General features: G+C 37.1%; 21 protein-coding genes, 1 tRNA gene and 1 pseudogene. 13 read left to right on the forward strand and 10 right to left on the reverse strand.

The genetic code is table 11. The features are described from left to right. Window positions 1-3 precede the first annotated feature (3 nt). On the reverse strand, window positions 4-525 hold the full coding sequence (sulA, locus tag ACLPIE_RS07590) for an SOS-induced cell division inhibitor SulA (protein WP_430260915.1): 522 nt from the start codon (window positions 523-525) through the stop codon (window positions 4-6). Between the two features lie 242 nt (window positions 526-767). Between sulA and ACLPIE_RS07595 the strand changes: the two genes are divergently transcribed. Beyond that, window positions 768-1,373, forward strand: coding sequence for a TfoX/Sxy family DNA transformation protein (locus ACLPIE_RS07595; RefSeq protein WP_430260916.1), 606 nt, complete (start codon window positions 768-770; stop codon window positions 1,371-1,373). Between the two features lie 110 nt (window positions 1,374-1,483). Here the strand turns inward: ACLPIE_RS07595 and yccS are convergent, their stop codons facing one another. Beyond that, on the reverse strand, window positions 1,484-3,634 hold the full coding sequence (gene yccS / locus ACLPIE_RS07600; protein WP_430260917.1) for a YccS family putative transporter: 2,151 nt from the start codon (window positions 3,632-3,634) through the stop codon (window positions 1,484-1,486). Between the two features lie 122 nt (window positions 3,635-3,756). Between yccS and helD the strand changes: the two genes are divergently transcribed. Then, the gene (gene helD / locus ACLPIE_RS07605) at window positions 3,757-5,808 is read left to right on the forward strand and encodes a DNA helicase IV (protein ID WP_430260918.1); all 2,052 of its coding nucleotides are present in this window, start codon (window positions 3,757-3,759) and stop codon (window positions 5,806-5,808) included. Between the two features lie 46 nt (window positions 5,809-5,854). Here the strand turns inward: helD and ACLPIE_RS07610 are convergent, their stop codons facing one another. Next, a complete protein-coding gene (locus ACLPIE_RS07610; RefSeq protein WP_430260919.1) occupies window positions 5,855-6,313 on the reverse strand; it encodes a methylglyoxal synthase in 459 nt (152 codons plus the stop codon). Between the two features lie 113 nt (window positions 6,314-6,426). Here ACLPIE_RS07610 and ACLPIE_RS07615 point away from each other — a divergent pair, with 113 nt between their 5' ends. Continuing rightward, on the forward strand, window positions 6,427-6,840 hold the full coding sequence (locus tag ACLPIE_RS07615) for a CoA-binding protein (RefSeq protein ID WP_430260920.1): 414 nt from the start codon (window positions 6,427-6,429) through the stop codon (window positions 6,838-6,840). Window positions 6,841-6,912: 72 nt separating this feature from the next. Here the strand turns inward: ACLPIE_RS07615 and hspQ are convergent, their stop codons facing one another. Continuing rightward, window positions 6,913-7,233, reverse strand: coding sequence for a heat shock protein HspQ (hspQ, locus tag ACLPIE_RS07620; protein ID WP_430260921.1), 321 nt, complete (start codon window positions 7,231-7,233; stop codon window positions 6,913-6,915). A gap of 217 nt (window positions 7,234-7,450) precedes the next feature. Here hspQ and ACLPIE_RS07625 point away from each other — a divergent pair, with 217 nt between their 5' ends. Beyond that, window positions 7,451-7,732, forward strand: coding sequence for an acylphosphatase (locus ACLPIE_RS07625; protein WP_430260954.1), 282 nt, complete (start codon window positions 7,451-7,453; stop codon window positions 7,730-7,732). Window positions 7,733-7,736: 4 nt separating this feature from the next. On the opposite strand, the gene tusE is transcribed toward ACLPIE_RS07625, so the two are convergent. Next, a complete protein-coding gene (gene tusE, locus ACLPIE_RS07630; RefSeq protein ID WP_430260922.1) occupies window positions 7,737-8,066 on the reverse strand; it encodes a sulfurtransferase TusE in 330 nt (109 codons plus the stop codon). A gap of 182 nt (window positions 8,067-8,248) precedes the next feature. Here tusE and ACLPIE_RS07635 point away from each other — a divergent pair. Then, window positions 8,249-8,336 (forward strand) — tRNA-Ser (locus tag ACLPIE_RS07635). Window positions 8,337-8,510: 174 nt separating this feature from the next. Next, a pseudogene (locus ACLPIE_RS07640) lies at window positions 8,511-9,058 on the forward strand (tyrosine-type recombinase/integrase); the annotation flags it as partial. Between the two features lie 21 nt (window positions 9,059-9,079). Here ACLPIE_RS07640 and ACLPIE_RS07645 read toward each other — a convergent pair. Then, the gene (locus ACLPIE_RS07645; protein ID WP_430260923.1) at window positions 9,080-9,301 is read right to left on the reverse strand and encodes a hypothetical protein; all 222 of its coding nucleotides are present in this window, start codon (window positions 9,299-9,301) and stop codon (window positions 9,080-9,082) included. 602 nt (window positions 9,302-9,903) lie between these two features. Here ACLPIE_RS07645 and ACLPIE_RS07650 point away from each other — a divergent pair. Further along, window positions 9,904-10,080: a hypothetical protein gene (locus tag ACLPIE_RS07650; protein WP_430260924.1), complete on the forward strand. Its 177-nt coding sequence runs from the start codon at window positions 9,904-9,906 to the stop codon at window positions 10,078-10,080. Window positions 10,081-10,101: 21 nt separating this feature from the next. On the opposite strand, the gene ACLPIE_RS07655 is transcribed toward ACLPIE_RS07650, so the two are convergent. Beyond that, window positions 10,102-10,560 (reverse strand): DUF5680 domain-containing protein, encoded by a 459-nt coding sequence (locus ACLPIE_RS07655; RefSeq protein ID WP_430260925.1) that lies wholly within the window; start codon window positions 10,558-10,560, stop codon window positions 10,102-10,104. A 396-nt stretch (window positions 10,561-10,956) separates the two neighbouring features. Between ACLPIE_RS07655 and ACLPIE_RS07660 the strand changes: the two genes are divergently transcribed. From ACLPIE_RS07660 to ACLPIE_RS07680, 5 genes are all read left to right on the forward strand, one after another. Beyond that, the gene (locus tag ACLPIE_RS07660; RefSeq protein ID WP_430260926.1) at window positions 10,957-11,346 is read left to right on the forward strand and encodes a VOC family protein; all 390 of its coding nucleotides are present in this window, start codon (window positions 10,957-10,959) and stop codon (window positions 11,344-11,346) included. A gap of 363 nt (window positions 11,347-11,709) precedes the next feature. Then, entirely contained in the window at window positions 11,710-12,453 is a 744-nt protein-coding gene (locus tag ACLPIE_RS07665) for an ankyrin repeat domain-containing protein (protein ID WP_430260927.1), read from the forward strand. Between the two features lie 1,211 nt (window positions 12,454-13,664). Continuing rightward, on the forward strand, window positions 13,665-15,290 hold the full coding sequence (gene mdlC / locus ACLPIE_RS07670) for a benzoylformate decarboxylase (protein WP_430260928.1): 1,626 nt from the start codon (window positions 13,665-13,667) through the stop codon (window positions 15,288-15,290). 67 nt (window positions 15,291-15,357) lie between these two features. Continuing rightward, complete coding sequence (locus ACLPIE_RS07675) at window positions 15,358-16,308, forward strand: AEC family transporter (protein WP_430260929.1); 951 nt, start codon at window positions 15,358-15,360, stop codon at window positions 16,306-16,308. A gap of 389 nt (window positions 16,309-16,697) precedes the next feature. After that, a complete protein-coding gene (locus tag ACLPIE_RS07680) occupies window positions 16,698-17,381 on the forward strand; it encodes a hypothetical protein (protein ID WP_430260930.1) in 684 nt (227 codons plus the stop codon). Window positions 17,382-17,595: 214 nt separating this feature from the next. Here the strand turns inward: ACLPIE_RS07680 and ACLPIE_RS07685 are convergent, their stop codons facing one another. Then, window positions 17,596-17,976: a nitrogen fixation protein NifS gene (locus ACLPIE_RS07685; RefSeq protein WP_430260931.1), complete on the reverse strand. Its 381-nt coding sequence runs from the start codon at window positions 17,974-17,976 to the stop codon at window positions 17,596-17,598. Between the two features lie 320 nt (window positions 17,977-18,296). On the opposite strand from ACLPIE_RS07685, the gene ACLPIE_RS07690 reads away from it, so the two are divergent. Next, window positions 18,297-18,572 carry a GNAT family N-acetyltransferase gene (locus ACLPIE_RS07690; RefSeq protein WP_430260932.1) on the forward strand — a complete coding sequence of 92 codons (276 nt, stop codon included), beginning with the start codon at window positions 18,297-18,299 and terminating at the stop codon, window positions 18,570-18,572. A gap of 467 nt (window positions 18,573-19,039) precedes the next feature. Here the strand turns inward: ACLPIE_RS07690 and ACLPIE_RS07695 are convergent, their stop codons facing one another. Both ACLPIE_RS07695 and ACLPIE_RS07700 read right to left on the reverse strand, forming a co-directional pair. Continuing rightward, window positions 19,040-19,759, reverse strand: coding sequence for a GNAT family N-acetyltransferase (locus tag ACLPIE_RS07695; RefSeq protein ID WP_430260933.1), 720 nt, complete (start codon window positions 19,757-19,759; stop codon window positions 19,040-19,042). A 283-nt stretch (window positions 19,760-20,042) separates the two neighbouring features. After that, the gene (locus ACLPIE_RS07700; RefSeq protein ID WP_430260934.1) at window positions 20,043-20,720 is read right to left on the reverse strand and encodes a Crp/Fnr family transcriptional regulator; all 678 of its coding nucleotides are present in this window, start codon (window positions 20,718-20,720) and stop codon (window positions 20,043-20,045) included. Window positions 20,721-20,924 lie beyond the last annotated feature (204 nt).

Genomic DNA, 20,924 nt, shown 5'->3' on the forward strand with positions numbered 1-20,924 from the left:
TAGCTAGTGATAGTGATTTGAGTGAATTTTTAAGTGATTTGGTTGTCTAGATTGCGTACAAGCCATATTATAGGTTTTCTGTGGGCGCATGATAAATCCAATAGAATGGCCTTCTTGTGCAGCATATTGCAGACGCTCAAAGTCTTGTTCACTCATTTCTGGCAACCATCCTAGAACCACACTATAGTTACCACTTCTTAATGCCTTTTCCATTGCATCAATAGTTGTAATGGTATCCATATGATTTAACTGCATAACTTTATGAGTCGGGATTCCAGATTGCTCTAACCAGTGTTTACTTAACTTTTTATTTGGGCTTAACCAAAGCAACCAACGTGATTGAACACCGAATTGGCGCAGCATAGGTAGCAAAATATAATCCATAATTGGGTGCTTTTCATCGTAGACAAGTTCGCTCACCATACCTTGTTGTATCGTGCTATTTGCCAGCTCAATAGATGGTATAGCTTGCGCATAATTATTAAGAGAATGTTCTGTTGTTTCGTTCCAAGAGTAGATGCTCATAATTCACCTCGTTACAATGCTGTATGAACATACAGTAACTGTATATTTATCCACTATCAAGGTTATTTTTTCAAAGCGCTTCGCAACTTTGTCGTTTTTTTCTGCTTTCTTCTTGGCATTTTTTATTGCAGCTCTCAAAATTGTCTGTACGTAATTGGTTGTAAAGCAAGACATTATAAAACTTATTTTCTCAAGGATGAAAATTGCACATAGTGAAAAAGGAGCTAAGGAGTATGTTATTAATGGACGAAAAGTTTTTTTATTTATCGCGCTTGTTAGGTCAATTTGGTGAACTTAAACGTAAGAATCATTTTGGGGGATTTTGCTTATTGGTAAATGATGCCATTGTAGGATTAGTTTTGGATGGGGATTTTTATCTTAGAGGTTGCTTAATGGCACGCAGTCATTTTGAAGCATCAGGGCTTAACCGCTTAGTTTATAGTAAGAAGGGGGTTCCTTTAGAGATGCGATACTATCAGATTTCAGAGCAGATTTGGTGTAATGAAGCTTTGATTTTGCAATACATCGAGCTGGCATACCATTCAGCTATTGAAGAGCTAAAACAAAAAAAAGCGATTACGATGCGGATAAAAGACTTACCAAACATGAACATGTCGGTTGAACGTGCATTAGGGAAAATTGGTATTTCTCAGGTGGATGATTTGCGCACTATGGGGGCAAAAGCCTGTTTTATGAAGTTAAAGCAGTATGGTAAGCATGACCCAAGTATTCAGTTATTAATTGGTTTAGCTGCGGCGATAGAAGGGTGCCATAGTGCGGTGTTACCCAAAACAATTAAGCAAGAATTGATCGCTTGGTATAACAGCTTCGAGCTTAATCTTGTATAATTTTGTTTAGAATTAGTTTGTTGGATGTTTATGATGCTCTGTAGCATCAAGATGAAGGAGATGCGGGTATAAATTATATTAATGTATTTTATACCCGCTTACCGGTGTATTTATGACGCACTGATTTTTATGATGATTTGTTTTATCTCAGGAATAAGTTCAAGCAATAGTCTTGTCTGTTCCATGATAAGCAAGGTTTTTTCATCATCACTCGTCGAGATGTTATCAATTCGACTGAGTAAGCTCTGGCGAAGTTTATCTGATTTTTCATCGATGACATGTGGGTCTAGTGCAGTGATTTGCAAGGATGATTCAACATAGCAAATTGCGTCGTTGAGCAATGCTAAGTTGTCTTCATTTTGCATTTTTTCACGGTGAGCGCCTAATGCGGAAATGTAACTCAGTAATGTATGGTTTAAACACAATAGGCGGAACGCTTGTTCTTGGGTGACCCTATAGGACTTAGGGTCTGAGGCCATGTTAGAGACAATAGACGCGAATTCAGCATCATTATTATGGGCGTCGCGGCGTGCAACTCGATATTCGAGACGGTTATCTTTACCTTGATAGTATTGTAGCAAAATGGCATCAAGGTATCGGCAGTTACTGTCCATTGTTTTTTGAATCACTTGTGGAAGTTGGCGGAATTTCCAATCAGGCCAGATAAAACTCACAGCGAGTAACGCAATAAAGCAACCAATTAAGGTGTCAATGATACGGGGTAAAGCGACATCAAACCCTTCACCAAGTAAATTAAAACAAAACAGGACTAATAGGGTGATAAAAAGGGTCGCTTGTGCATATTGGCTGCTGCGAAACATAAAAAATAGCAGGCCAGATATGACGATAAGCACGAGTTGGCCTTCAATGGATGGAATTAGATTTAATAGTGGTAATCCAATTAAAATACCAACAATGGTACCAATAATTCTTAGTGCTAAGCGACGTTTTGTCGCATTATAGTTAGGTTGGCAAACAAATAAACTGGTGAGTAATATCCAATATCCTCTTTCCATATCAAATAGCTGAATGATGGCATAACCGGTACATAAGAGTATCGACATCCGAACGGCATGGCGAAATAACGATGACTTGGGGGTTAAATGATGCTTCACCCGAGTAATGATATCACCAAAGCCAGACAATGATTCATCAGATAATTGTTCTATTTGTTTGTTGTTTTGTTGCCATAAACTTTGCTCAATACCTAAGCCTTTAAGTTGTACATCAATACCTTTCAAATTTTTAAGTAAGTTATGTAATGCCTTAATTTCATGCAACTCAGGGGATTGTTGTTTAAGCAATAATAAGGAATTTTCAAGATAGGTAAAGGTTCTCTCAAAGCGTGGGTTATGTTGATATTGCTTGCGTAAAAGAATGGACTGCGCCACTTGTTGGCAGGCTCTTGCTTGCATGGTTAATAAACGTTGAAAGCGAAATAGAATATCGTAATGGCGTAAGGTTCGGCTAAGCTGTTGATATTGAATATGAGAAGAACTTGCTCGCTCATGAATGTCTTGAGCAACAAAATAGTAATGTAGTGTATTTCGAGTGCCTTTTTGGCCTCTATCGCCTTTAAGTCGGCTCAACAAAGCTATCTTGGCGTGGTTCATGGTACTGACTAAATGACTATTTACTAACGCGAGATCATAAACTGAGCGCTGATAATCATCTTCAAGATCGGGGTCAAATAAGTTAGCTTTTGCATCTAGGTAAGCTGAAAGTTGTTGGTAGCATTGCGTGATAGCGTCTTGTAATGGCCGGACAGGAAATAAAATATGGCCAATTAATGTTAAAACGTTATACCAAATAGCTCCGATGAGCAATAAGGTAGGTTGTTGATACCAAGTATCAAAAATTGGAACGCCTAACATGGTATAGATAGCAATTAATAGAGCGCCAAATGCAATTGTTGCGTAACGTTGTCCTAAAGCGCCAAGTAGGATAAAGCCACAAGTTGAAAAAGCTAATCCAAAAAAGAAAAATAGTGGGTAGGGGAATAATAGTTCAATTGAGACTGAGGCAATAAAAAAGCAAAAAAGAGTAATAATAAGATTTTTTATTCTACCTGTTAGCCTATCATCTAAGTCAGTTAAAGCAGCGGCAACGACACCCAAGGTTAATGGGATCGTAATTTTAGGCTCTTGGCCTAAAATCCATGGCACTAAGGTTGTGCCTGTCAGGGCTATAAAGATTCGGATATAATATAAAACATGGCTGTTATATAGCACACGACGATAACTGGTAAGCAGCGTTAACACAAAGTACCTCAAAGGTAAGACAATCCCGAGTCTATATAGAATAGCGTGTTTACAAAGAATAAAAAACCGTTTGGAATCAAGCAAACCATGTTTTTATCATTGATTTTTTAGGTGCAGGACGTATGGAACTGAAATCAACACAGATTGGACAGCGTCTGGCTCAGCATCCCTACAATCGGGTTCGCTTACTCAACGCGGGTATCGAGGTAAGTGGTGAGGATCACCAATATCTTATTCCATTCAATGAACTTATTGGCCTTCGTTGTAAGCGGGGCATTGTTTGGGGTGAATTAGAATTTGAAATTATGGACGAGCAAGTCGTTCGCCTACACGGTACTGAATGGAAACAAACTCAGCGCTTTTACCATTATTTGTATGAAAAATGGCAACAGTGGAGCACGGAAATGAGTTTGGTGAGTGCGAAAGTATTAAACGAATTGGTAAGAGAAATAGCGTTGCTAAGTCAGCAAGACCATTGGCTAACGTTACGGCAGCTCACCCAGATTAAAGATAAAATATCTCAAAAATTTTCATCACTTCCTTTGCCTTTGGCCCGTATACCGCAGTTTGAAAATTGTTCAAAGCAATACCATCAATGCATTGATTGGTTGAATAATGGCCAGCAATGCCGTAAACAGGCTAATGAGCAATGGAGTGAGTCTGTTCTTGTTCGCTATCATGATTTTTTTCAACAGGTTGAATCGACTCCACTTAACTATTCACAATCTTTATCTGTGATCAATGGTGAAGATAATGTGTTAGTGCTTGCTGGTGCGGGTAGCGGTAAAACGTCTGTTTTAGTTGCGAGAGCAGGCTGGCTCGTGTTACGTAGATTAGCTAGTCCAGAGCAAATTTTATTGCTGGCTTTTGGTCGTAAAGCCGCAGATGAAATGAATGAACGTATTTCGCAGCGTTTACAACAAGATATTGAAGCGAAAACATTTCATGCACTTGCGCTGCATATTATTCGAGAAGGAAGTAAAAAATCGCCGATTGTTAGTGAATTAGAAACAGATAGCCAAAAACGACAATCTCTGTTGCTGACAGTGTGGCGGGAACAGTGTTCCTCGAAGAAAGCGCAAGCAAAAGGTTGGCGAGAATGGCTTTGTGAAGAATTACAATGGGATATTCCAGATGGCGAATTTTGGCATAACGAAAAAATTAGCAAGAAAGTGGCTACACGACTAGAGCGCTGGCTTAGTTTAATGCGCATGCATGGTGGTAGCCAAAAAGAGATGGTTGATAATACGAATGAAGAAATTAGGTATATTTTCCAAAAGCGTATGCGTTTAATGGCTCCATTGTTAAAAGCATGGAAAAGTGCATTAAAAGAGGAAGGTGCAGTTGATTTTTCGGGGTTAATTCATCAAGCCGTCAATATTTTAGAAAAAGGACGCTTTATCAGCCCATGGAAGCACATTTTAGTTGATGAATTTCAGGATATTTCCCCACAGAGAGCTAAGTTATTACATGCCTTACGTCAGCAAAATAAACAAACAACATTGTTTGCAGTCGGTGATGATTGGCAAGCAATCTACCGTTTTAGTGGTGCAAAATTGGATTTAACCACTTCATTTGAAAACAACTTTGGTGAAGGGGAACTTTGTGCTCTGGATACAACATACCGTTTCAATGAACGAATAGGGGATATTGCCAATCGCTTTATTTTACAAAATCCAATTCAACTCGATAAACCATTAAATAGCTTAACCAAAGGTAACAAAAAATCAGTCGTTCTTCTTTATGAAGATGCATTAGAACGTCTGTTGGATAAAATGAGTGGTTATGTGCTTGATGATGAAACAATATTAGTATTGGCTCGCTATCATTATTTAAAACCTGAAATTTTGCATAAGTCACAAACTCGTTGGCCAAAGTTAAATATTCAATTTATGACCATACATGCATCGAAAGGGCAGCAAGCAGAGCATGTGATTATTTGTGGCTTAAATAATGGTAAGGATGGTTTTCCTGCACCTGCAAGAGAATCGATTATTGAACAAGCGCTGTTGCCTGAACCCGAAGATTTTGAACATGCGGAAGAACGACGGTTGCTGTATGTTGCGTTAACACGGGCTAAGCAGCAAGTTTGGCTATTATATAACCCTGACACACCATCAATATTTGTTGATGAACTCAAGCAGTTAGGTGTAGCAAAGCAGAAAAAACCGTAGGGAGGGACATTGTGTACCGAATGTTCCGGCACACAATGCGGAATAATTAGTTAGTACGCTTGGTTAGATAGCTTTGGTAATCAGGGATCACAATGTCGATAGTGCTATCAAAATAAGGTGAAGTAATTAAAAAATCAGCGGTTGCTGGGTTGGTTGCAACTGGAATGTTCCACACTGTCGCTAAGCGTAGTAATGCTTTTACATCTGGGTCATGAGGGACTGCATTGAGTGGGTCCCAGAAAAAGATTAATAGGTCAATTTTTTGTTCTGCAATCATTGCACCAATTTGTTGATCTCCCCCCATTGGGCCACTCAGCATGCTGGTGACGGGTAAGCCTGTATGTTGGTTGACTAAATTACCTGTCGTTCCCGTTGCATAGAGTTTATGTGTTTGAAGTCGCTCATTATTTTTTTGTGCCCAAGAAAGTAGTGAAGACTTACAGTGGTCATGGGCAACCAAAGCTATATTTTTTGAGGCTGTAATTTTACGGGTAGTGGATTCCATGATGTTCCCTTAAATAAGATGTGCTGTAGCATCTTTAAAAACTGAGTGAGCAATGATGTACAACATATATCATAATGCTAATAAATAGTTTACTGGTTTTAGGAGATATTTTGATGAGAGATCAAGAAATTGCTGAAATTTTAACGAGTGTCCAGACTATCGCTTTAGTCGGCGCGAGTGATAAGGCAAATAGGCCGAGTTATGAAGTTATGGAATATCTTTTACATCAAGGTTATACCGTTATACCCGTTAGCCCTAAATTGGCAGGTCAGAAGTTGCTGGGACAATTGGTTTATGAAAAATTAAGTGATATTCCTCAATCTATTGATATGGTTGATGTATTTCGTAATTCCGAGGCGGCGGTAGGTATTGCAAAAGAAGCCGTGGAAGTCAAAGCAAAAGTTTTATGGTTACAAATAGGGGTGATTAGCGAAGAAGCGCAACAGATCGCTTTGCAGGCGGGTTTACAGTTTGTTATGGATAAATGCCCCAAACAGGAAATTTCAACTTTAGGCCTTGAAAAATAAATTATTTTTTAATGTAAAAAAGTAAAGCAGCGATATGCTGCTTTACGGTTGCGCTCATGCGTAATTATATTGTTAGTTGCGTAGGCGTGGTGCCAGCAACTGAGACCTGATTGACTCCGCTAGTTCATCCATAGAAGGTTGTTCGGGATGATCTTCTGCGGTTTCATAGGTAATTTGGGCTTCAGCTAGATAAGTGTGAACAGCATCACCGTTGTCATCTTCCATTACAACATGATACCAAGGTAGATCGCGTAGTGTGCTGTTTGCGGCAATATCATCATCATGTGGTTGTTCGAGCGAATATTCGGCATCCACATCAACAACAACGCCTAGGTAGCCGAGAAGTTTGTGTCTGACTTGTTGCCCGATCCCATATTTGCTGGTGATCATCATAGCGACCTCCTAAAAGCCTTGCTTATACTTCAAAATATATATGGGCAGTGCTGTGCGTTTTCAAGCTAAGATATGGACAATTATCAATAACGCAATACACTGTCTTTATACGCAACTATTAAAAGCAGTGCCTCAATAGCAGATTATCTGTTCAATGAATAAAAAACAACTGCTAAAAGAAGTTATCAATAATTATGCTGTGACAATGGAGGCTTATATGGCTGTATTAGGTCGCTACTTCTATATTTATGGTCGGGTTCAAGGCGTTGGCTTTCGTTACCAAACTTATCATTGGGCAAATCAGAACGGTATAAAAGGTTTTGTGTGTAATCGTGATGATGGTAGTGTTAAGCTTGCTATTTATGGCTCAGAGCAAGATATTGAATTTGTTGATGAGTGGCTAAAAGCAGGCGGGCCACCCGGTGCTAAAATTGACCATTTTTTCAGCGAAACATGGAAGACAGAGCCGATAGCAGACTTTTCTGTCCGCTATCAGTAAGAAATTAAATACATTTCACAGGTTTTGGCAGGCCTGCAAGTTTAGTGGCTTGTTTGGCTGGGCCTTTAGGAAAAAGGCGATATAAATAGCGACTATTACCTTTTTCCTCCCCGAATTGCTGAGAGACGGCTTTAACCAGCATACGGATAGCTGGAGATGTATTGAATTCTAAGTAAAAATTTCTCACAAATCGGATGATTTCTAAGTGCTCATTAGTGAGTTCAATATCCTCTTGCTGCGCGAGTAAAGGGACTAATTTTTCACTCCATTGCTGGCTATCGAGCAGGTAACCCTGCGAGTCTGTTTTAATTTCTTGATTATTAAAGATCAACATACTCTTTTCAACTCAAATAAAATTAGGTCTCAAATTTAGCAAAAATAGAGAAATAACCCAAGTAAAGTCATTAGAATGTTGATATTTTCGCCCAAATGTATGAAAGGCGTATATTTTTAAAGCGAACGATCAAATTAGGGGTTTACATCCACGAAGAGGATGTTTATAGTTCACGTCATTGCGGAGGGGTGGCCGAGCGGCTGAAGGCAGCGGTCTTGAAAACCGCCGATGGGAAACCATCCGAGAGTTCGAATCTCTCCTCCTCCGCCATCTTCATTTCCAATCAAGTCTACTAAAGTCTCCTGACCTCAGTTAAACCAAGAATTCTAGCGAAATCTCACTCTACCGAAGTCTACTAACGTCTTTCTAAATCTCTACAATTTGTTGTATAGTTTTTTGTATAGAAATTCCCTCTACAATTTTCCTATACAATATTGGTGATTTATGAAGCTAACAGATATGGCAATCAAGCGTGCCAAGCCAAAAGAAAAATCCTACACGCTGGCGGATGGTAACGGGCTATCTTTGTTAGTTGAAACTAACGGTTCCAAAGGCTGGCGTTATCGCTATCAATTCGCTGGCAAAACCAAAATGATATCTTTAGGTATCTATCCTGTCGTCACACTCAATGAAGCAAGAGCGAAAAGAGACGAGGCACGAAAACAGGTTGCCAATGGTATTAATCCAAGTGAAGCTAGAAAATCAGAAAAAGCGGCAACAATTAACCAAACTGAAAACACCTTTAAAAATATAGCCCTTGAATGGTATGAGGGTAGAAAGGATCGCTGGTCTGTTGGTTATCGTGATGACATGATGGACGCATTCGAAAAAGACGTTTTTCCTTATATAGGTAATCCCCAATTGCCGAAATCAAACCAATGGAATTACTCGAAGTACTTTCTATTATGGAAAAGCGCGGAGCAACCGAGAAGCTAAAGAAAGTGCGTCAACGTTGCGGTGAGGTGTGGAAGTACGCCATTATTACTGGCAGAACATGCTGTAATCGCGGCAAATCAAAGTTGTTCAAAATAGTTAAAAGCTTCCATTAGTTCACTTTCGTTTTTCGGCTTATTCAAATCTACACCTGTTGCTTCCATTGTGACTTTAATCAATTCCTCTCGTGTTATACCAAGTCTAGCAGAAACATGATTAGCGCAGCTTCTAGCATGGGATGCTCTTTGATTTAACGGCAGTTCAGAGTTAAGGGCTTTTGACCTTGAGCTATTGTGTGACATAAATTAATCCTAATAAATTCAACATTAGTTATTGTAGCATTAAGAGGCTCTGAAATCGGAGGTTCGTCACTGGCTGGCAATACCACCACAATGCTAATAAGCACTCTGAGTAAATATCAATGTGTTATAGCCTATCACCATTGGTCACTGAAACGATGACCAATGATCGCTAATCGGGTTTTGTGACAGAATTAATTACAATAAATAGGTTATATCTACATGCGGAATTATCCCGTATGTAGTTTTTTGCAATTGAAAGTTGGTTAATGATTGGGAAGTAGACATAAAAAACCCCGAGAAGAATCGGGGGTGGAAATATAGTCCAGAACAAACTTTTTCTATTATGCCATTACATGTAATTCAATGTATAAGTTAATCACAAAGTAGAATTAACTTGTTTTATTTTGGTTGTTATTTAGAATTATTTTCCAATAAAATTGGTTGTGAGTAGTATGAAATTCTAACGTATGGGTATGCGTTGATGATATGAAGATGAATAAACCAGAAATGAGAAAAGCAAAATCAATCACGATCACCACATCAGGAACGGTAATTAAAGCCCCAGAGAGAATTAAAACAGCCACAGGTAAAGTTATACCACAATGACTGTTCAGGCGGAGAGTGACAAGCGTAGCCCGTATCCATTAAAGATAGTGGCATTCGATATTAACGCGCTGGAGCTTCTGACCTGCCAGAAAGGCAACAAAGTCACGGCAAAAGATCGCTATGAATGGATTAATGGTTATCAGCTAACAGGGGCACAGATAGTTACTAGTTAATAACAATTGAAGAAGCAGACTTTACAGTATCCATCCCCCGGAGTAATGCAAGCGATAAAGCAAGACTTCCTCATGCCAAATTGATTCAACACCACTAAATAGACTGATATCTCCAGTGGGGCTATTTTGATAGCGTAAGCCCGAGCCATCAATTAAATCAGATGGCCCACGATAAGGGGCGTTATTAGGTATTTTTAACAAAGCTTTTTTTAAAAAATTATAAACTTCGTTTTCATGACCATTTTTTACTTGTTGGCTAGAATATACCATTGACCAAATAGGTTTATTATCTAATGAAACGACTTCTTGTCCTGCAAATTGATTCATCCCAAAATATACATCTTGATAGACCAAGTTTTCGTCCTTGAAGGTAAGCATTTTTGAATTAGGAAATGGGGCGGTGGATGTGGTTGCTGAACCTGCATAAGTATTGATTTTGGCGCGAATAAGAAAATCGGTGAATCCCTTGTTATCAACCATATAATATTCCCACTTAACTAGTGATAATTATAGTTCCAATTGGTTATAACATCGATGTCTAGATAATGAAATAGTATTAATGCTTTTTTTCTAAGTTAAAAATGCCAAAGCTCCTATGTAAACTAACTCACAATTAACTACCTTGAACTTGCCCTCTTTAAGATGGTCAACTTAACTAACCCGAAAATATCAGAGCCGTTCGAATAAGCCCACGAGCCTACCCATTCTATTTTGTACACCTCATATTGACGGGAGAAAATTAACTAAAAATCTTTAAGAGTTACACTTATTAAATGAAAAATATTTTCTGGTTGATTGCTCAGAATTTGACAAGTATCGGCTAATAGTTAATTAATAATTGGATTCGTGTAAGAGTTTAAATTAAAGGTGGTGAGCATGAGTTTTCAGCACTTTCGAATAGCTAGACCAGTGAGTAACTTAGCAAAAAGTAGTGAAATGTATAGTCGTGGATTAGGGCTAGAAATAATTGGCTCATTTTCAAATCATGATGGCTTCAGCGGGTGCATGTTAGGAAACGTAAATCTGGGATGGCATATTGAATTTACAGAATGTCATGAGCACCCAGTATCACCATCCCCTACCAATGAGGATTTATTGATACTGTATATTCCTAATCGAGATGAGTGGCTCAATGTTTGTTTGAAAATGGATAATGCAGGATTTAATAGAGTGAGACCATTTAACCCATATTGGGATATTGATGGAGTAACATTTAGTGATTGTGATGGGTATAGGGTCGTCTTGCAAAATAGAAAATGGGGTTAGCGTTTTACATGTTTAAGCTTATTTCTGATTGGAGTTTTATTATCTGCAATGAAATTACCAATTGATAATATTCATGTTATTGAGATGTTTTATTTTAAGGAAAGTAGACCGCTATTTGTTTTTTCGAGTGAAAAAGAGAGGAAATGATAGGGCGTGTTATTGATTTGATTTAACTGAATGATATTAATGCGATTATTTGATTTAGTGTAAGTGATATATACCTTAAAAATAGTTGAGTGTTGGCTTGCATAAAAGTGTACAGGAAGTCATGAATGAAATCTTACACTTTCTGGCTACCCCTTTGGTGGGGGAGTAGGTAAACTGCCAAGCTAATTTAGGTTAAGAGATCATCAGGAGTCAATGATGCGTTTTAAAACACTTGGGTTGGCATTGTCATTGGTATTATTTACATCGGTGAGTAATGCAAAAATACTGAATGAGAAAAATCCAGAGGGTTATCAACAGTTTCGTTTGGACTATATGGAGATGGTTGATATCGCGAATAAAAACAAGTTGCCTCATCGTATTTTTTATGAAAAGCCTTCAGAAGGGCCTGATGCAAAATGGTTTGATGCCGTCAAACAAGGCGATTTAGATGCGGTCAAAATGCAGATTGAGCAAGGTCAAGATATTGAAGCTAAAGATAATGCTAATTTAGGACAAACGGCACTGGGTTGGGCGGCTTTTATCGGTTATGAAGACATGGTGGACTACTTGATAGCACAAAAAGCGAACCTTTGGGCTACAGATAATGGTGATGTCTATAATGCCCTTAAATCAGCATCGTTAGGTAAGAATGTGAATGTGGTTAAAAAACTCCAAAAGGCGTTAGAGGGAAAATTCGATATTCAGGATTCATCATATGAAGATGATGGAGAGACACTTGTCATGATTGCTGCTAGCAATAATCGTATTGATATCGTGAAATATTTTATTAGTCAGCAGGTTGATTTAAATGTAGTGACGACGGCAAAAGATAATCAGGTGGGGTCATTTAATCAAAGTGCGTTGAGCTATGCGTGTGAGCGTGGGTATATTGACATGCAAAAATTGCTTGTTGCGAATGGGGCAATTAACCACCGCACAGGGAATACGCAGTGCCAATAGCGCCGAAGGCATGAACATTTATTGACTATGTGAGCGAGATAGTCTCAAGAGGAGGCTATCTCGTAGGGCGGAAAGCCCCTTATTATACCCGATATTTCTACTATGGTAGCACTGTGACAGGCGATTTTTTGGAAAAAACAACTAACACTAATATAGGAGTGAAACTATTAACATTTTGACGTTTTTGTTAGTTAGTAAAGTTCTATGACTTTTGTTTTTATCTGGTCGTTAAGTTTAATAGTGTTTGTATAGTATTAAATATATTAATGATTATATCTGTTATTAATACAGATTATATGTCTGGTTCTAATTTATAGACTGTTGATAATTACATTATAATAAGTATCTAATTAAGATGGCCATCTAATAGCATTAATTAAGTTCTAATTAAGATGATTGTATAATGGCACTAATGAATAAACTAAATCAAAATGATTAATCAATGGCGTGATTTATTATATACTCCATTAATTTATATTATAAGAAATTGATAATAAAATAATGAATGTAATAATACGTCAACACTTCCTTAAACGAGTACGAGGGAAGTATCATATTGAAAATGCAACATTACACGTATAATACTCAATATCAACAAGGCGTTACGAAAAACACGTTTCATGTACTCAATATTAATGAGAGTGAATAATTTCAGTAATTAGCGAATTTACAGGATTGTCTAGATTACTTAGCGAAAGATTATACATCGTGTTATCACAATGGTTATCGTTCTATTGGGATGAGCAGATGCTAATTCGCGTTTTGATAACTGTTTGAATAAAAACATAATATCATCATGTCATCCATTGTTAAGTGAGTAGAATCGTTGTTAGCTTATTCCTATACATATCAAAAAAGCAGCACTCTGTAGACTGGTGACGCAACGGGTTGGCTAACTCTTAGAACGCCAGACAGTTGGTATCATGTTAATTCGTAAAAACATTAACTAGTGTGCGTCATAAAAATAACTATAAATAGTAATTTAAACCAGTTTAATTCAAATAACGAATGAATATATATTGGTAAATATTAAAAGCATCAATATATAACCATGATAAATTCATTACATTTTCTATATTTAGTATTATAATTATTAGATACATATCAATTCAGATGAATAGCAATAATCTATACGTTTTTGTTTTTAATTATCCTGAAATCGACATGACCACTACTAACTTTTTTGACTTATATTAAGGAATTAGTACAGTATGAAAGGAAAAACGATTCGTGATGTTACATTTGATTTATTACGCCAGCTTGAATTAACTACTTTATTTGGTAATCCAGGCTCAACTGAAGAAACTTTTTTAAAAAATTTCCCAGAGGATTTCCGTTACGTGCAAACATTGCACGAATCATCAGCAGTTGGCGCAGCCGATGGCTATGCTCAAGCAACTCGCAAACCCGCTATTGTGAACGTTCATACTTCCGCAGGTTTAAGTAACTCAATGAGTAACATCATGACTGCGGCACAAAATAAAACACCATTAATTATTACCGCTGGAAACCAAACACGAGAAATGTTACTCATGGAGCCATGGCTAACTAACGTTTCTCCTACAGAGTTGCCTAAGCCATGGATAAAATGGAGCTACGAGCCTGTCAGAGCTGAAGATGTCCCTGCTGCTTTTATGCGAGCGTATGCGATGGCGTTACAGCCACCAGCTGGCCCTGTCTTTTTATCTATTCCATTAGACGATTGGGATAAACCTGCGTTAGGTGATGCTGTCGTACGGAGTGTCGCATCACAATATGCACCCGATCCTACCCGTATTTCTCAATTTGCAGATCTACTCTCAACGGCGAAAAACCCAGCGCTTATTTATGGAGCTGGAATTGCTCGTGGGCAAGGTTGGGATGTCGGTATTCGATTAGCTGAGAAATTGAATTGCCACGTATTCTGTGCACCAGCATCTGAAGTACCATCATTCCCTGAAACTCATCCTCTGTATGCTGGAGGTTTGCCTTTTGCCATTGAACCATTATCAAAAAAACTAGCAGGCTATGATGTTGCTATTGTCATTGGAGCACCAATTTTCCGTTATTACCCATATGTAGCTGGCGAGTACATTCCAGAGGGATTGCGGTTATTACATATTACGGATGATCCTAATGAATCAGGAAGAGCACCAGTTGGTGACAGTTTATTATCTAGCCCAGTCTTGGCGCTAGAAGCCTTACTTAATCTTGTACAAAAACGTACTGCAACACCGCCTCAAACACCACAACAATCACACAGGATGTCTCCTCACCCTGCTGCTGAACAGCAAGAAGGAGAACAACTTTCAGCATTAGAGCTGTTTAAAGGTTTGCGTGAGTTTACACCTGAAAATACAGTATTAGTTGAAGAATCTCCCTCTAACTTGGGTGAGTTGCATACCGCATGGCCAATTGATAAGCCTGATTCTTTTTATACTTTTGCTAGTGGAAGCCTTGGCTGGAATTTACCAGCGAGCATTGGTATTGCATTAGCCGAAAGAGATAGCGGTAGAAATCGTCCTGTTATCGCCATTATTGGTGACGGTTCTCTACAATACTCAATTCAAGGTTTATGGACAGCTGCTCAGCTAAAATTGCCCATATTATTTGTTGTACCACGTAATGGTGATTATGCAATTTTGAAATCTTTTGCAAAATTAGAAGATTCTCCAGGTGTTCCGGGTCTAGATTTACCTGATTTAGATATTGTTTCTTTGGCAAAAGGCTACGGATGTATTGGTGTACATGCAGAAACATTAAATGAAATCAACCAAATCTGTCAGGAAGCATTTTCTCGTTCAGTCCCTACTGTCATCGAAGTTCCTATTATTCCAACAACACCTCCTTTGTTGTAATTAAATAAATTAAAGGGTGCAATTAATATTATTGTGCCCTATTTTTCGAATAATAAGAGGATATCTGATGTTAGATACAATTATTACTGCGCTATTGCCAATCGTAGTAACGCTTTTACTCGGATATTTTGCAGGGTCTCGGCATGATTTTAATAAAGATCAAGCCACTGTTTTAAACAAAATGGTGATGCTATATGCATTACCATTATTGCTATTTGCAGGAATTCTGAGCACTCCATTAACTGAGATAATCAGTAATGTTGATGTTTTTTTGTGGATCTTCGTTGGTATGGTTGTGGGGTTCATTGCTGTTTTTCTTATATCCCGCTTTATCTTCAGATCTAATGCGCGTTTAGCCGCATTGCGAGCTATTGCTATTGCAGGCCCCGCAGTACCTTTTGTTGGAACTCCTGTATTAGGTGTGTTATTTCCTATTGATGCAGATATTGCAATTGCAGTTGGCAGCTTATTAATGAATCTAATTCAGGTTCCATTAGCTTTAGTTTTTTTAGTGGGAACCGATATTAATGATACGTCAACAAGTAAACAAAGCGCTGTTTCAGTTGTTGCCAATAGTATAAAAAATGCAATTATACAACCTGTTGTATGGGCACCTATCCTTGCTTTTATTTTATTATTAATTGGTTTGGATATGCCTAAGTTCTTAAAAGGTTCATTTATTTTATTAGGGCAAGCAACGGGTGGGGTAGCATTATTTGCCGTAGGCGCTGTTCTTTACGCACAAAAAGTCAGTTTTTCTATTCCAGTAATCATAAACGTACTTAGTAAGAATATTTTATTGCCATTAATTATTCTGATGATAATGATTGCTTTATCTATACCTCATGTTGAACGCGGTTTAGTTTCTGTTACCTTAGCAATTCCTACAGCATCAATCGCGGTTATTTTTGCGGTGGAATATAAAACAGGTGAACAAGAAATGGCATCAACCCTATTTTGGAGTACGATTTTGTCTGTAATAACAATGGGCGGCTTCATTTGGTTTACAGGAAGTTAACGAAGTTTCAGGTTGATTAAAAATAAATGACCGTGAAAAATATTATCAATATATTTTTCACGGTCAGGTCATTAGTTGACCATCTACTCCTAATTGCTTCATCAAATTTAGGGGGCGATAATCACTTTATTCTTGCAACTTTCAGTATATGACTTTGGTAATTTTTGTTTCATATCGATAACTTATTTTAAAGGTGGATAGGCTCCTTCATTAAAATATCCACATTTATTAAAGCACAATATGACCTACCAGAAAGGGAAAAAAGCCACGGCAGCAGGTCGCTATGAGTGGTTATCAACTAGCAGAGACGAAGATAGTGACTTGTTGGAATTTGTTTGTAAATGTAAACTTTGATGTTCACATATGTTTTATCTTGCGAGTCTTATCAAATGAAAAATTTATTAGTTTTAGTGGGTTGTATTTTTACATTATCTGGGTGTGCAGTGACTGAATATAATTATACTCCAGACTCACATAGAATAAGCGAACCTAAAGTAGGGAGTGTGAATCGAGCAATCATAGGTCAAAGTTTAGTCAGGGAAGGGGATATAAGCGAACTGAGTGCGATTAAGGTTTTAAACCCAATACAAATAGATTTAGCTTATAAGATTATTCCTGGTGTATTTAAAAAGGTTGGTTCAAGTGATAAAGGTGATTTTTATATGCCAGCTCAAACCATTGACTCTGGTTCTGTCGTTGTTGAGGCTCTTGGTCAACCGTGGAGTTCAATTTTAATAAAAAAAGAAGCTAATGCGAATGAAATTTGCATTGTGACTGATTTAAATGTTGCTGTTTGTAGTGATAAAGCCCAAATTGAATATCTTAAATTGAGTAATCCCGATGGCAATTCATTTGAGCAGGCTTTAATTTTTAATGGGATAAATAATCAGATAGTAGACATTAGCTATAGAAAAATAGGCTCAAGCATAGAAAATCAAGGGTTTGGAAATAATATCCAGTATAACCTTAAAGAAAGTAATATTATTTCTTATGAAAATGTAAAATTAAAAATTATCGATAGCTCTGAAAATTCATTAACATATGAAGTTATCAGTAATTTTTCTAGCCATTAAAACGACCAAAACGAATATTTTTTCAAAATACAGCGTTAAACAAAGAATTTACTTTATATGTTTAACGCTATTGTTGTAACTTTGAGATATTCTAGTGATAAAAACACTCAGATAACTGTACGAGTAAGGTTAATGCTGAGATAGAAATTCATTAAAATCAGCATGATAAATATAGGGGGAGAGTTATCTAGCCTGTAAAGTTTTTCAGAGTATCTTACTGAGTATTCTCTATTTCATTGATTTTCTTTAAAACAGGGGTGGTTACATTGTTAGCGTATTCCATTGTGCTTAGGTAGATAATATTATTTTTATCAAATCCAGCACTGTTAAATTGAAACTTTAGGCCAGGAACGCAGATAAGTAGTTTTGCATCTTGAGAAATTAATTTTTCTATATTTGACTCTGTATTATCAGGATGAATTTCCCAATCTAAATTTGTTTTGCTTATTTCATTTTGTAAGGCTGATATATAGCTATCAACTGTATTTCCATCAAGGAAGCGAGCAATAAAGCTGGAGCCATTAACCCATGGGAAAGTGATCCTTCCAAGCGTTGGGCTTCGGCTATAGACTAAATAAATTTTTTTCTTTTCCATTTTATTCCCAAGACAAAATCATATTTGAAAATGATTATCATACTCATTCAGTTGAGTGTCAATTTTATTGTTACTATCACTTGCCTAGTTTAAGTCGTTTGGATGTATCTATGGAATAACGGCCTTTTAGGAAGAACACAATCTAACTATTATCGGGCGCTATGATGCTTCAATGGTAATTGATTAATAGTAAGTAGATAGTTGTACAAAAATTGCTATCTTCAATGTCTTTGTATCTCCCAGCAATAAATCATGATTGTCTTTTAAACCTATGTCACTTACTCTAAATAAACAATTTAATTTAAGGAGAGGTGGTTAGGATGAATATTCAGTCCGATCACAACAGTTTTTTCATCTTGTCTGATGACAAGCAAATTCGCCTTGCAGAGATCACTTTTGTTTATACAGGGGATGATTTAGCCATTATTGATCATACACTGGTTGATGAAAGCTTAAGAGGGCAAGGAATTGCAAAATTATTGGTGGCTAAAGTGGTTGAACGGATGAGGGATGAAGGACGTAAAATTACTCCGTTGTGTCCATTTGCAAAGGCTATATTTGATAAAACACCCGATTATAATGATATTCGTCAATAGTACTCATGGATGTAATATTTATCACTTAATGAAATTATTGTTAAATAATAAATGCCTATTTTTTATTTACAGCTATGAATGAACTTTCATATGTCGTTTTTTTAGATTCACCTTGTGCCTTGAGATACACCATTTTTGATTGAGGCATTAGCGGCAGCGCAGCAAACCGTTCCTCAGTTGCCAAGCGGTTTATTGTTTGATGAATGACGTGTAATAGCTGACTAGAATTAACGACGGAGCTAGCGAGTATTTCTATTCATTTAAACCATAAATTACGGAATAATCAGAGGGTATAAATAATTAAATAGGCTGGTTTAAAAACATTAGTGTATGCCGTAAATAGCTCAAGATGGGCATCAACGTTTTTACAACGTGGGAGTGCTATTTGCACTGGCCGTATTGATGTCATTGCGCCAGATTTTTACTCTTAATAATGACAAGTATTAACCCTCTATCATGGGGAATATCTAGATTTCGGCTAATAAGATGTTTTTCCTTATTTGTGCTAATGACTTAATTTGTTTGTCATTGATATGGTTCGATGGCGACAACCAAGCGATAAAAGCGTCATTGATGTCCGGCCATTCATTATCAATGATAGAGAACCAGTCGGTATCACGGTTTCTTCCTTTTGTGACTAATGCATTTCTAAACCGACCTTCGTACTGAAAACCTAAACGTAAGGCTGCGCGATGAGAGGGGGCGTTTAAGCTATTACATTTCCATTCGTAGCGTCGATAGCCTAAAGTATCAAAAATATATCTCATAAGTAGCCAATGGGCTTCTGTGCCCATTATAGTGCCACTGAGTAGTGGTGAGAAATGCACATGACCGACTTCGATAACACCATTATTTGCATCGATTCTCATGAGTGAAAATACACCGATTGCAGTGTTTTTCTGGTTATCTAAAATAGCAAAAAATAATGGATCGTTTTTCTCAGAAACTTTAGCAACCCACCTTTGATATTCAGATAGATTACGTGGAGCTTCATCAGTAAGCCAAGTCCAATGACGAGTATCTGGGAATTGGGAATAGGCGCTAAATAAGTTTTCAGCATGTGAAAGGTTTAGGGGCTCGATTCGGCAATAATGGCCAGATAACTGAATCCGTTGCGGTAATGGTCGAGGTGACCAATCAGGAATGGCTTTGCCTACGGGCTGCCCAAACTCATTGTATATTGACATTGATAGCTCCATTTAAAAATAGGATATGTTTTTAATATAGGCTAATTGTGGATTGATAAAAGTACCACTTTATTTGAAAGTAAAGGAACCAGTTGAATTGTTATATTGAATGCAGTCTATTAAAACTATCATTATTAAACTCTATTTGGGGAATCAAACAAAAACACGATTAATAAACGGATAAATATTTAGTTATGCTTAAGATTCTAGTTTAGACCTGACGACCTTAATGCAAAACACAAATTATGGATATCTGTGAGTGGGGGATATAGTCCTTGAATATTCACTGGTCATAATTAAGTAGGTCATCAGCGTTAATAATTATTACGTGCTTTCCTTTGTACCTAATCAAATTTTCTTGTGCCAATTTTGATAATGTTCGATTTAATTGCCGCACAGAGACACCTAGCATAGCCGCAATAGACTCTCTATTTTCTAATTTAAAATCAGAACCATATTGGTTATATGTAAAAGCTAGGTAGCGCCTTAATTTATATTCAACGTCATAGGATGAATTAGAGTGTAACTGTGATGCATGATAGAGTTTTTTACTAAGCTGTTGGCAAATAAATTGTAAAAAAATGGGGGAGTTAAGCTCATTTTGTTGAATACTGGATAATGGTAAAGCAAGTAAATAGCAATCCGAGAGTGCTTGAATCGTGCTATGGATTAGGTTTTCTTTATCAGGATCATTAAATAACTCTAAGTCCCCAATGACAGAAAAAGTATTTTCAAAAGAAAAAATAACTTTATTTCCATTTAGTTCATAGCGTTCAATCTGTAATCTACCGTCTACTAAGAAATATAAGTATGAAGCCTTGCTGTTTTGTAATGTTAAATACTCTGAAGCTTGTATTTTGACCAGTCTTGCGGAATTTAATGTTTCGGAGTGAAGGATTTTATCAAGTTGGTATTGAGCAATAAAGCCATCATATTTTTGAGGAGAAGTGATTATTTTCATGGTTTGCTCTCGCAGTATCGTTTTCATGAAGCGAGAGTATGGCATAGAATGGATATCTAAAAGAGGTCATATGTCCTTTTTTAGTATTGATGGGAGTGGACAGTAACAGGTGAGTGTTAAAAGATAATCCATTAAGGCTATGAATACCATTATATTAGATAAAGATGCAAGCTTGCTTTCATGGAAATTAATGTCTAATAGAAT

Source organism: Providencia sp. Me31A (genome assembly GCF_050487165.1).
In the GTDB taxonomy this organism is placed as follows: domain Bacteria; phylum Pseudomonadota; class Gammaproteobacteria; order Enterobacterales; family Enterobacteriaceae; genus Providencia.